Raw genomic sequence first — 13,669 nt, 5'->3', positions numbered from 1 at the left:
CAATTAAAAGAGAGAGGCTGACATATTTTACATCACGTCAGCCTCAATTTAGGAAAATTATAAAATTATTTTTCTTTCTTCTTATCCTTGAATAAGCTTTTTCACACGAGCAACTACATTTTCAACTGTGAAGCCATATTCAGCTAAAATACGTTGTTCTGGAGCAGAAGCACCGAATGTATTGATAGCTAGGATATCTCCTTCGTCTCCTGTGTAACGATCCCAACCAAGTGGAGAAGCCATTTCAATCGCTAAGCGCTTTTTCACTTCTTTAGGTAATACAGAACGCTTGTATTCATCACTTTGTGCTTCAAAACGATTCCACGCTGGCATACTTACAACAGCTGCGTCAATTCCTTCTTGAGATAATGCTTGTTGAGCTTCAACTGCTAAACCAACCTCTGAACCAGAAGCTAATAAAAGAACATCAGCTGTTTCTTTTGATGCTGGTGAGATCACATATGCACCTTTTTTAACACCTTCATAAGCAGTATCTTTCGTGTTTTTAATTGTTTTTAAGTTTTGACGTGTTAAAACAAGAGCTGTTGGTGTTGCTGTTGATTCAATAGCTGATTTCCAAGCTGCAGCTGTTTCATTTCCATCTGCTGGACGAACAACTGATAAGTTAGGCATTGCACGTAATGACGGTAATTGTTCGATTGGTTCATGTGTAGGACCATCTTCACCAACTGCGATACTATCATGAGTGAATACATATGTTACAGGAAGATTCATTAATGCCGCTAAACGAATCGCTGGGCGTAGGTAATCTGAGAATACAAAGAATGTACCAGCAAATGCATGTAATCCACCATGTAATGCCATACCATTTAATGCAGCACCCATTGCAAATTCACGTACGCCGAACCAAATATTACGTCCACCATAATTATCACTAGTGAAGTCTCCTGCATTACTAATTGTTGTTTTGTTAGATCCTGCTAAGTCAGCTGAACCACCAAAGAATGAAGGTAGGTTTTTCGCAATTCCGTTTAATACTTCACCAGACGATGCACGTGAAGCAAGGCTACTTCCTTCTTCGTAAACTGGAATATCTTTATCCCAACCCTCTGGAAGCTCTCCACTTACTGCATGTTTGAATTGTGTTGCTAACTCAGGAAATTCTTTTCCATAAGCTTCAACTAATTCATTCCATTCTTTTTCTTTATTTGCTCCTGCTTCTTTTACCGTTTTATTAAAATGATCATACACTTCAGAAGGTACATGGAAATCTTCTTCAAATGTCCAATTGTATGCTTCTTTTGTTAACTTAATTTCTGCTTCACCAAGTGGAGAACCATGTGAAGCTGATTTACCAGATTTATTAGGTGAACCAAATCCAATTGTTGTTTTCACTTCAATTAGTGTTGGACGCTCAAGGTCTAATTTCGCTTGTTCAATTGCATTTGAAATTTCGTTCAAGTCATTTCCATCTTCAACACGAATAACTTGCCAGCCTTGTGCAATGAAACGTTGCTCAACATTTTCTGAGAATGAACGATCTAAATCACCATCTAATGAAATGTCATTTGAATCATAAAGAACAACCAAACGACCTAATTTTAAGTGTGCTGCTAAAGATGCAGATTCTGATGAAATACCTTCCATTAAATCACCATCACCACAGATTGCATATGTAAAGTGGTCAACAACATTGTATGATGGCTTATTGTATGTTTCTGCTAAGTGGCGCTCTGCCATTGCCATACCTACTGCCATTCCAATCCCTTGTCCAAGTGGACCTGTTGTTGCATCAACACCTGCAGTATGACCGTATTCAGGATGTCCAGGAGTTTTGCTACCCCATTGTCTGAACTCTTTTAAATCATCTATAGATAAGTCATAGCCTGTTAAGTGAAGTAAGCTATAAAGAAGCATTGATCCATGTCCTGCTGAAAGAACAAAACGATCACGGTTAAACCAGCTTGGGTTTGATGGGTTAACATTCATATATTTCGTCCAAAGCGTATATGCCATTGGAGCAGCACCCATCGGCATACCAGGATGTCCTGAATTAGCCTTTTCAATTGCATCGATAGAAAGTGTACGAATTGTCTCAATAGATAATTTGTCTGTTTTTGTTAATTCACTCATTTGTTAATCCCTCCAAAATATATTCATCTTTACATTATAACCTATTACTACTACTTGATCATAGAAACCTTACTTAAACACGACTTTATTATCTTGAATAAGCAATTGACCAGTAGGTTGATTATCTTTACACCATTTTACAACTGCTGTTTTCAATTGATTTGCTAATAATCGATCCTGAGCAGTTGGATAAGGTCCTCCACATTGAGAATCATCGATGACAACAATTTTCCAATCTAAATCAAAGTTGCTGAAATGTTGTTCAAACGATGTAAGATCAGTAGAATGATCCATCATAAAAAATGTATAACCATCTTCATTTTCTTCTTTTTGCTTTATGTGATTATGTAATCGTTCAAGCTCCTCGGGGCTATCACCTGTGACAACCTCTGCTCCAACTGCTAAAGCAGCATCATACAACAGTCTTGATTGTTGATTACCTGGTATTTGCACATTAAATAAACGAACCTTACCATAAGATAAAGAACTAGCCGTATCTCTTACACTTTCAATACTGTTAACAATCGAATTTAATGCAGTATCATAACCTAAAGTAAACTGTGAGTTGTCTACAGAGTTGTAAATACTAACAGGTACTTGTAAAACATTCACTTTTGTTGCTTTCTCTGGAATGTTACTAACCCCTAATAAAATAACCTGATCTAGCTCTTGTAATTCATCAGTTAATAAAAAGGATTTTTCATCCCATACTTTTCGAGGAAAAGCATGACATAAGCTATAGGTTGTTGTTAATGTTTTTTGACTTCTTTTATTCAATTCTCTAAGTTGTAGCTCTTTTGATGTATGATTCCATTCAATAGCATATACAGTTGTTTCCTCACTTGAAAGATCTTCAATAAGGGTACGAACGATTTGAGCTGTACCTTCTAAAGCACAACCAAAATGAACCACACCTATTTTCATTTACGTTACCCCTCTTTTAAGAAATTTTGTTCAGTCCTACATGAACATTTGTTACACGAAGAGTATAACATGAAATCGATAGAAAGATAAATAGATATAATCAATAAATTTTTAGAAATTTCTTATTATAAAAGCTACGTTAGTGCTACATGTTAATTTTCAGCACGTTATTTAGAGGTCTTAGTTAATGAGATCACTGCAAAGATGTGTATTTCATAGGTATAAATCCCACAGCTGCAAATCTTACACTTGAGTAAAAAAGGTAACTGCAGAGAGCGTATGCCTATAACGTAAATAAACAATAAAATTTAACATCCATACTAAAAGTAATCATTTAAGCACCGGTCAAATTAAAAAAGGAAAGCTATTGAAAAAATAAGGGGAATAAAGGATCAATTCATATATAAGATAAAAAAGAGGCTTAAATAAATTAAATACTTGAACATAAGCTATGTAAAAACTTGGTGATGTTTTTAGTAGATTGTCATATTGACTTAAATATACGAGGAATTCTGCTTGCTTTTCTTATCTGAATAAAACCGGTCAGTTATCTAGTATCTGATCGGTTTTATTTTGTGGCGATTCAAATCATATTTTCTATTCCTTTGGTAAATTAATGATAAATGATGTTTGTTGTGAATCTGATTCACATCGTATTGTTCCATTATGTTTTTCAATAATTGTTTTACACACATACAACCCTATACCTGTTCCTAAGCTTTTGGTTGTATAGAAAGGTTCAAAAATATGACATTGCATATCTTTTGGAATCTGTGGACCATTATTTGAAATCGTAAACGTGATATGCTCCACATTACTTTTACATAAAATAAATAATTTACGATTAGTATGATGATTATTTTTCACCGCATCGATAGAATTTAAAATAATATTAACAAGTACTTGTTTAATTTCCTCTTTTTTCGCGTAGATTTTATCACAATCTGTATCAACTGAGGTTTGCAGATCCACATCTCCATCAACAATACTCGGGTATAAAAAAGAAGTAATTTCAGTAAATAAATCTGCTAGCTTGATATTTTCTTTTGGCTTATCAACAGTCTCTAATCTAGCGGCGTGCAAAAATTGTGTAATTCTAAATTTTAATTGCTCTAACTCATGTTCGATCGTTTCCATATATTTTAAAGAGGGGTTTTCATCTTTTAATAGTTTCATAAAACCAATTACTGCTGTTAGAGGATTTCTAAATTCATGAACAAAACTTGAGGACATTTGACCTAGAAGTGTTAAACGATCTTTATGTGATTGGTTAATGAATAATACCTTTTCCTTTAGTTCATTATCTTTTAATTCAGTATACCTCGTTACAGCATGGAAGCAAAAGCGGTCAAAGTATGTGTTAATTCTATCAACTATAGGATATAAATCCTCAATAGAGAATCCAGATTTATTTACATATTTAATAACAATGCTTCTTCCAACATTGACATTATATACATATTCTCCTATATTGCTACCAGTCATAACACGTTCATTTGCAACTTTATAAGCAAGTTTCTGCATTTCACTTTCACATGTTTCACCCAGTAGTGATTTTATTACTAGATGAAACATATGAAAGCCATTTTCTTTAATAGAATCCTTGAACATGTCATCTTCATGGATAATGATACTGTCTTGCCATACGTGTAATATTTCATCTTGAGTTTGTTCTAGATAACGAATTAATTTTTCTTCTAATGAGAAAATGATCGAGGAATCTTGGTTCAAATATATCACCACTTTCATTATATAAGTCGCTACTATATTCTTTAGACAAAAAGTACGAAAAACCTTCTTATTTCGCATTTTTTTGTCAGTTATCCTCTTTTTTTCTTACAATAAGGCACAAATAGTGCTAAACCACTTAAAAGGATTAACACTATTCATCTAGCAAACCATATTTTTTTCTGAAACGTTGTAATATTTTTAACCAGCTGTTGCCAAATACAAGTAAGAAAAACACATTTGATAATGCATGTGCTAAATCAAAATAAAAGCTGGTGGTGAACACAGCAATAATTGCAGCCATCGTTACACTTCCATCTAAACTAACAAAATACCACAGATTCATTAGCCACCCGAATAAAATGCCTGTTATAAATCCAAAGATAACTTTTCCTACTATGTTTTTCATGATCCAAGTATTTCTTAGTAAACCTGCACTTAGTCCAATCATTCCCCATGCATACATTTGCCATGGTGTCCAAGGCCCTTGCCCTAAAAATAGATTAGACACTAATGCTGCAAGAGCGCCAATCACAAAACCGCTTTCAGCTCCAAATACTAATGCAGAAACGATAATAACAAAAGAAGTTGGTTGTACACTAGGAAGCGACGCAAATGGAATTCTACTAACAGCAGCAATCGCTGCTAAAACAGCTAATAAAACAAGCTCTCTTCCAGCAACATTCCTCCGTTCAAACCGAATAATAAATGGAAGAAAGCTCAAAATCATGATAAGTAGACTTAACGGTATAAAGTAATTATCAACTAAAAAAGGTGTTGTTATAAGGATGATACCAATGAGTAAAAACAATGGTATGACAATTATTCTTGAACGTGCCAAGTTACGCGAGCCTCCTCTAACGTTAATACATCTGGAACTTCACTTCCTCTAGTCATTCGATTAAGGACTGTCGTGTAAAATGCATTGCCTTGGAAAAAACTTTTCGTTGGTCCATTCGTTGTAATTGATCCTTGAAACATCATTGCACACCTTGTGGAATATTGTGCAGCAAATTCAATATCATGTGTTACCATCACGATTGTTAAACCTTTTTGTTGTAATGTTTTAAGCAGCTTACCAAGCCTAAGCTTCGCTTCTGGATCAAGCCCCTTCGTAGGCTCGTCTATTAATAACAACTTTGGATTAGGAAGAAGCACTCCCGCCAATGCAGCCTTTTGCATCTCTCCTCCACTAACATCATATGGATGACGATGAACTAGCTCTTTTAATTTAAAAATGGTCAACAGTTCTTCAATTCTTGTTTCTGCATGCTGGATTTGATGCAATTGTTCAAGATGATGTAACTCCGCACCAATCGTATCATGAATAAAAAACAACTTAGGATTTTGGGGAAGATAGCCAATTTCTTTTGGCATTTGCTTTTTTAATTTCTTACCTTTATAAGAGATTGCTCCTCGTTGTGGTTTTTCAAGACCAGCAATCATTTTAAGTAATGTCGATTTACCAGTACCATTCGCCCCAACAACAGAAAGCCATTCACCTTCATATATACTCAAAGACAAATCATTAATGATCTTACTTGATTCTTTTGAATAACGAAAATCAACTTCTTTTAATTTCATTAACTCTTTTTTAGCTACATTATGGTCTTCATTAATAAAAACATCTTGATTTGGAAGAATATTTAGTGTTTTTAACCAATTTTTCCCTTCCTTAACAGACAATGGGATGTTATCACTAGCCGTTGATGAGGTATATTCTAGATGCAATCGAGCAGGGCTCGGTAAATAATGATACATTGCATGATCTTTATCATCTTTTAAGATATGGATAACACGTCTTGGAGTATCATAAGAAAGCAACTGACCTCTATCTAACACAAGAGCCTTATCAGCGATAGCAAAAAGTTCTTCCAGTCGATGTTCAGCAACAATCACCGTTATACCAAATTCCTCATTCATTGTTTTTAGCATCCCGATAAATTCTCTAGATGCAACAGGATCTAATTGGGAAGTTGGTTCATCAAGCAATAATAATTTCGGCTTCAATAACAAAACAGAAGCTAAATTTACTAATTGTTTTTGACCTCCAGATAGCTCATGGGTTTTACAATTTAACAACCCTTCTATACCAAAGAAATGAACAATTTCAGCGACTTTTTTTCGCATTTCTTCAGTTGGTGCTCCGTTATTCTCCATACCGAAAATTAGTTCCTCTAGAACATGATCCATCACAATTTGGTTTTCCGGATCTTGAAACACCATGCCAATGTCTCTCACAACCTGATCACGAGGTAAATCAGCAATCGATTGATTTTCCAACAAGATTGCTCCCTCTTTTACACCATGTGGAGCAATCTCCTGCTTCAATAACCGAAGAAATGTCGACTTTCCACTTCCTGAAGGTCCACATAACACAACAAAATCTCCTTGTTCTACAGTAATTGAAATATCTGTAAGCACCTTTATTTTCTCGTCAGGGTAGGTGAAATTTAAGTTTTTCGTCTCCAAAAACGCCATATTAACGCCTCCCTCCCTTCAATCATTATTGGCATACCGATGTATAAGCAAAAAATGAATAAATAAAACCATTCTCGCCCCTCAATAACTATTGTTTCTAACACTGGTTCAATGCTCAACACCGCATCTCCTAACCACCAACCAAATAAAGCAGTCATAGTGAAACATAGGATATAAATAATCGCGATCCAATCTTTCCTTTTCATCTTATAAGGTCTATATTTGCTTCTTTTTTTTAATCCATACCCACGTGCTGCCATGGAATCAGCTGTTTGTATCGCTTCCTCTAATGACCAAGTTAAAAGAATTTGTACGAGCAGTATTCCATTTTTAGCACGATCTTTCAATTTTCCTTCTTTAACTGATAGCCCTTTGCTTTGTTGAACAGTTTCTATCTCCCTTAGCCTTCTTTTTAACAATGGAATAAATCTCATCGAAAGCATTGTGAGAAGAGCCCACTGTGGTAACCATTTTGAAAACAGATAAAGAAATCGATCAGCAGTAATGACGATATTATAGGAAATAAATAAAACAAGCAGAGCGAAGATGGATAGAGCAGCTATAATCCCTTGAATAACCGCCTCTAGCATCACTGGATTATCATTAAAATAAAATAATATATGATTTCCTCTTTGATTCACCAATGGATTAATAATTAAGAAGAAGACCGATAAATAAAATAACATAAAAAACCAGCCTCTTAATGCTTTTCCATGATCTAATTGAAGGTTAAAAATAATAAATAAAATGATTCCTACAAACAAAAACACCGGATGCTTATAAAGCATAACCAGTGTTGCTGCGCCAATATAATAGAGAAAAAGCACGAAAGGATGAAAAGCATGGACACCTCTCATCAGTTTCCATCCTCTTCATAATCTGTCGTATAAATCCACTGAATGCTGTCACCGCTTTTGACCTTAACGGCACCAGCACTCCGATCCAAAGTAGCTCCATTTCTTTTTACTGTCCATCCACTTAAAGGTCCACGATCAAATTCGAATAAATTCGCTATACCTTGAACATACGCAGTTCCTCCACTACCAGTTAAACTTACTGGTATCCCTTTTTCTTTTAGAATTTTCAACGTAATGTCAAGAACTGTATTGCCTTCGATCATTTCTACCTTTGTTGAAGAAAGAACTGTACCTTTTTTTTGATCACCAGTAATTGTAATGGTCACTGTTTGTTTAGGTTCCTCTTTTTTGACTACAGGTGGAGGAGTGACTTTCTCTTTCTTTGTTTCTGTTTCTTTCGGTGCTGTTTTAACTTCAGGTTCAGTTTTTTTTGCTTGTGTTGTAGTAGATGACTTTTTCGTTTCATTCACTTCAGGAGTTGCGGTTGATGATTTGGACGCTTGATTAGTTGTTGACTTCTCAGACGTGTTCGTAGGTACTTCTTTCTCCTTAGTAGTAACTGTTGACGATGATGTTTGCTTCTCATTTTCAGATTCCACATTATCTTTTTTATCCGTTAATTCAGCATCTGTGGTTGCTTGTTGTTCTTCTTTACTAACTTTATCTGGATTTTCACTTGTATCCGTTTTAGCTACTTCTTTTTCTTCTGAAGGCTTCTCAGCATTTTCCTCAATACTAGCCGATTCTGTAATAGGAACCACTTCATCTTTTTCACATGCAATTAAAAAGATTGTCATCATAAAAAGGACTAGAAACATTTTGTTAAGTCTTTTCAAAACCATACCTCCTATCAACCTTTTTCAATAAGGTAGCTATCCTACAATATACTCTATACAGGAAAACGAGGGCAACTCATTTCCCTAACAAACCACTTCATACGAAGTAATTAAAATAGGACTTGATTGAGTCACCCTCATTTAACATTAAATTTTATTTACTTGACGTCTTTTCGTAACAATTGTACCACCAGCACCAATTAACATAAGTGCTCCTCCAACTGCAAGTAAGTTAAATAACGGTGTTGCTGTGTTTGGAAGGCGGTGTCCTTGTTCTTCTTTTTGCTCTTTCTGCTCGTTAGAAGTTTGCTCTTCAACTTTGTTTTCGTTTTCTGAAGGTTGAACTTCAACTTCTTTTTCAACTGTTTCATCACTATCTTCTGACTTATCCGGTTCTTCAGTTAAAGGAAGAGATGGATCTATTTCAATAGTTGGCTTAGCAAATTGATAGATCGTTCCTTTTTCTTTGGCATTAAAATAATCGTATGCAACTAAAGCTAAAAGGGCTTGTGTTGAAGCAATATCGTTCGATTCACCACCAACTAAGTGAGCAAATCCCCCATCTTCTTGTTTAAATGAAAGAAGATGTTGAATTAAATTCACTTCACTTGAAGTTGACTCTTCACTCATTATCTTTACTTCACTTTTCTGTTGTTTTGTAAAACGCTCTTCAGTTGGGTCTATCCCAACTGATGATAAACCAATAATTATTTGTGCAGTTGTTTCACTAGCATCTCCACCATTATCATTATTGCTGAAGCCACCGTTAGAATCTTGAACACTAGAAATCCAATCTGCTGCTTTATTTATTGCTGTATTTACTGAAGGTTGATCTTTATATGGAGCAAGCGCCGCAAGAGCCATTCCAGTAATATCTACACTTGGATTTGTGCCAAATAATGACCATCCACCATCTTCTAATTGTTGTTTTAATAAATAATCTGTTAATTTTTCTCTTGTCCATTTAGCATCTGAAGGTATTTCATAATTTCCACTATCAAATGCAAGTAGTGCATAAATCACTCCATTATTCCCTTGCACTGTCATTCTATCATTCGAATATATTTTTTCAATTAGATTGTACCCTTCAACATTTGTTGAATCTATCCCTGCAGCGGATAAGCTAAGTACGATTCTCTCATAATCTGTTACATTTCTAAAAGTTCCCTTTTCAGTGACAATACGATTGATCAATTTTTCTACAAACTGTTTTGGGATTTCTCCACCTGCAGCTTTAATTGCCACAAAGTCAAATCCTGATAAATTGCCCTTATTTAACTGATATTGCATTGTTGATTTTATTGTAGTATCCAATTTTTGCTTACTAATAGTTTCTTGTTTTGGAGTCTCCACCGGATCGGGAATAGTATTCTCATCTTCACCAGGCTTTTCTGCTCCAGTATCTGGTACTTCTCCATCTTCTTCACCTTCTGCAGGAGGAGTTGGTGTCCATGATTCGACAACAAGCTCTAAATGGTCACCTGCTTCAACAATCTCACCTGATAATCCTTGTTGCATATATCCATCATTTAGATATGTGCTCCAATAATCATACTCTCCCAGTTCAACATCTCCAATATTATTAACATATGCAAAATATTTACTATCTATAGTAGCTTCTATATTAATCTTTGCGGTTTTACCTGCTATTTTCAATGCATCGTATGCACTAGAACCTGTGACTACTGGAACAGTTTCATCCAGGATAACTTCCCCACTCTTATCAACCCCGGATACTCTAACATTTACTTCTTCTGAATTTCCGTTAATTATTCTAAAAGTAATATTATCTCCATTTTTAACTTTGTAGCTAGAAGCACCTACTGATTGATATTCTCCGTTCACATAAAATCCCCACCAATAATCGTAACTATCTGTTGGTGGCGCTGCCTCTCCAATCTTAGATATGAAAGCTCCATATTCTTCATGAACTGAATATTCCAAATCCCTATCTAAATTAGTTGTTGCATTAATTAAAACATCTAAAGCTGTTTGATTTTCCTCAATTTCAACTGCAGATAAAGGGAGAGCATTTTCTCCTTCCATATCAAATGCAGAAACTGTCACTCCTTTTGATAATGAATCTGCATTAACTTGCTGTGGTAAAAAAGATAAAATATGAAACACAACCAATAAAACCATAGAAAATATTACCGTATTAAACTTTAATGAGTATCGATTTTTCAAAAATAAGTCCCCCTAGTCTCTAAATAAATAAAAAAACATCCCTTCGCAGAGATGTATGTTTTTCGCACATATAGAAACTAAAAAATAAGTCCTGTACTCAAAACACCATCTTTATCCGCGTAAATTAACTGGTGACAAAATAGGCAGGTCTCCTGGCTCATGATCATCACTTTTCACTCCTTCCCATCTTTCGACAGTGGTTGTAACGTAAAAAGCTCCCATATACAGTGGCGGGACCGCGTCGGATTTTCACCGATCTTCCCTTTTCATGATAAATTATAAATCTATCAACCTATTTTTTATCTATTCAATTCAACCACTTAATCATAGTCTAGGTTATGATGAGTGTCAATATTTGTCGGAACTAAAAAATACATTAACAAGATTAAACCTGTTAATGTATTTCACTAACTATTTTGTTTCTCTATGCAATGTGTGCTTTTTTAAACGAGGACAGTATTTTTTTAATTCAATACGATCTGGATTATTTCGTTTATTTTTTGTCGTTATATAGTTTCGATCCCCAGTTTCTGTGCATGCTAATGTAATGTTTACTCTCATTTATAATTCCTCCATTTTTTAAAAGTTTATCCTGCTACTGTAAATAGTGGCAATGGATCAGTAAATCTTGTCCAGCCTTGTTCCATTTCTTCCTCTGTTAACAAGCAATGGTCTAGTGATTCTTCGATTATCCTTCGGTTCATACCGATACCAATCATCACAAGATCAGTCATACGATCACAGTATGACTGATCCCACTTTTGCAGTAAATCCGGTTCTTCTAGTAATAGCCGTTTTTGCTCTTGTTGGTAATATGTTGCCACCCATCCACCTGCAGCTTGATCAATGACAAAACGTAATTATTACGATTTAAATTATAAATGAAATCTCCTTTTATTGCAAGCTTTGTATATAAAAAGCTGTTTTCTTCTACATATTGCTTTTAACTTCTTTTTAAAAGAATAGCTTGAGTTGATATAAGAAACAAAGATTTCAAAACTGAGCACTCGCTTTTTGATTGCATTCAGGAAGCTATTTAAAGAATTGTTTCTAGTGTCCTGCATCTGTATTTCATTACTCCAGGAGTTTATCTTCTCAATTAATCAACTTAGTATTTTCTTTTTAAAAAAAGTGTCTAAAAAGATGTTTAGAATAAAATACATTAGGGAAATTAAAAAATAACAATAAAAAGAATAAAAAGAGCTAGCAAATTTGCTAGCCCCTATCACATCTATATTATTACAGATTAATTCTTACTACACGACCACTAAACGTATTAGCCCAGTAACCACTTGACATATTTGCAATTGCTACACCTGTTGAACTTTGTGAGCCAATGAATTTGCCACCGCCCATATAAATTCCTACATGACCATCTGTTTTATACGTATTGAAGAAAACTAGATCTCCAGGTTGCATATTGCTAGGTGAAATTTGAGTACCTGCATACTTTAGTGAATCTGTACTTGCACCAACACTAACTCCGATCGTTGAGAATGCCCAATGAACAAAACCAGAACAATCGAATCTACCATTTGCTACATCATATGAATTTCGTCCGCCACCAAAAACATAGACTGAATTTCCAATATACTTATAACCAGCTGAAATTAAATCATTCACAGTTCCATTTGGATTAACTGGTGTATTTTCAAATTTGTTTTTAGATTCTTTTGATGCATAGTTAGTTCCACTAGCTAATTCAACTGATGATGATGATGATGACTGTGAACTTTGATTATCAGTTGTAATTTGTGTTGCTAAACTCATATCTCTTTGTTGTAAACTATTTTTTGCTGCTAGAGTTGCTGTTTCTTCATTTTTAAGTTGTTTTTTTAATTCATCGTTTTGTGCCTTTTGCTCTAATGTAAGGGCTTGCATACCCTCTAATTCCTCTTTCATGTTTGTAAGGTCAGCTAGTTTCTTTACTTTAGTAGCTTTCGCTTCATTTAATGTCTCTTCGTCTGCCACATGCTCGTCCAATAAATTTTTGTCTGCCTCTACAATCTTGCCTACAGCTATTGCACGGTTAACAAAATCTCCAAAGCTTGAAGAACCTACTAGTACATCGAAATAGTCCACACTTCCACCACTATGTTGAAATGAAATGGCACGCTCTTTTAGAATTTCTGTTCTATTATTAATTACTTTTTCTAACTCTGTAATTTCAGCTTCCATCGAAGAAATTTCTTTGTTAGCAATTTTTATATTATTTTTAGTTGATTCAATTTTCTTATTGTTATCAGCAACTGCTTGATCTACACGTGCAATTTGCTCATTTAATTTTGCAAGTTCTGCTTTCACTTGCTGTAACTCTTTATCTGCATTAGCAATACCATTTTGAATTTCGGAGCGTTGCTGCTGAATTTCAGACTCACTTGTTTCAGCTTTTACCGAAGGAATAGCAAATGAACTTCCTAATCCAATCATGAATGCTAGATTCATAATTACTAGTTTCTTTTTCGACATCCTTTTCCCTACTTTCCATTCTATCTTATGCATGTTTTATATCTATGTATATGTAACTATCAATTTATATTACTAATTAACCATTCTGCCACA

At 34.7% G+C, this 13,669-nt stretch carries 11 protein-coding genes and 1 riboswitch; all 11 genes read right to left on the bottom strand.

What is annotated here, in order from left to right:
* Positions 1-81 precede the first annotated feature (81 nt).
* Positions 82-2,094: a transketolase gene (gene tkt / locus LC076_RS17655; RefSeq protein ID WP_226670403.1), complete on the bottom strand. Its 2,013-nt coding sequence runs from the start codon at positions 2,092-2,094 to the stop codon at positions 82-84.
* Between the two features lie 69 nt (positions 2,095-2,163).
* Complete coding sequence (locus tag LC076_RS17650) at positions 2,164-3,018, bottom strand: 6-phosphofructokinase (RefSeq protein WP_226670402.1); 855 nt, start codon at positions 3,016-3,018, stop codon at positions 2,164-2,166.
* 597 nt (positions 3,019-3,615) lie between these two features.
* A complete protein-coding gene (locus LC076_RS17645) occupies positions 3,616-4,749 on the bottom strand; it encodes a histidine kinase N-terminal domain-containing protein (protein ID WP_226670401.1) in 1,134 nt (377 codons plus the stop codon).
* Between the two features lie 151 nt (positions 4,750-4,900).
* Complete coding sequence (locus LC076_RS17640) at positions 4,901-5,587, bottom strand: ECF transporter S component (RefSeq protein WP_226670400.1); 687 nt, start codon at positions 5,585-5,587, stop codon at positions 4,901-4,903.
* A complete protein-coding gene (locus LC076_RS17635; RefSeq protein ID WP_226670399.1) occupies positions 5,569-7,227 on the bottom strand; it encodes an ABC transporter ATP-binding protein in 1,659 nt (552 codons plus the stop codon). The genes LC076_RS17640 and LC076_RS17635 overlap by 19 nt, the downstream gene beginning before the upstream one ends.
* Complete coding sequence (locus tag LC076_RS17630; protein WP_226670398.1) at positions 7,200-8,084, bottom strand: energy-coupling factor transporter transmembrane component T; 885 nt, start codon at positions 8,082-8,084, stop codon at positions 7,200-7,202. The genes LC076_RS17635 and LC076_RS17630 overlap by 28 nt, the downstream gene beginning before the upstream one ends.
* Positions 8,084-8,920, bottom strand: a complete 837-nt coding sequence (locus LC076_RS17625; protein WP_226670397.1) for a DUF4430 domain-containing protein — start codon at positions 8,918-8,920, stop codon at positions 8,084-8,086. The genes LC076_RS17630 and LC076_RS17625 overlap by 1 nt, the downstream gene beginning before the upstream one ends.
* A gap of 147 nt (positions 8,921-9,067) precedes the next feature.
* Positions 9,068-11,107, bottom strand: a complete 2,040-nt coding sequence (locus LC076_RS17620) for a DUF4430 domain-containing protein (RefSeq protein WP_226670396.1) — start codon at positions 11,105-11,107, stop codon at positions 9,068-9,070.
* A gap of 124 nt (positions 11,108-11,231) precedes the next feature.
* Positions 11,232-11,418, bottom strand: a riboswitch (cobalamin riboswitch).
* Between the two features lie 100 nt (positions 11,419-11,518).
* Positions 11,519-11,668, bottom strand: coding sequence for a 50S ribosomal protein L33 (gene rpmG, locus LC076_RS17615; RefSeq protein ID WP_053348792.1), 150 nt, complete (start codon positions 11,666-11,668; stop codon positions 11,519-11,521).
* A gap of 26 nt (positions 11,669-11,694) precedes the next feature.
* Entirely contained in the window at positions 11,695-11,931 is a 237-nt protein-coding gene (locus LC076_RS17610) for a GTP-binding protein (RefSeq protein WP_226670395.1), read from the bottom strand.
* 415 nt (positions 11,932-12,346) lie between these two features.
* Positions 12,347-13,576 carry a coiled-coil domain-containing protein gene (locus tag LC076_RS17605; protein WP_226670394.1) on the bottom strand — a complete coding sequence of 410 codons (1,230 nt, stop codon included), beginning with the start codon at positions 13,574-13,576 and terminating at the stop codon, positions 12,347-12,349.
* Between the last annotated feature and the right edge of the window lie 93 nt (positions 13,577-13,669).

Origin of the sequence: Metabacillus litoralis (assembly GCF_020524045.1) — a bacterium.
Taxonomy (GTDB): Bacteria; Bacillota; Bacilli; order Bacillales; family Bacillaceae; genus Metabacillus; species Metabacillus litoralis_C.
The sequence above is the reverse complement of the archived record's forward strand: the minus strand, read 5'-3'. Positions and strand labels throughout refer to the sequence as shown.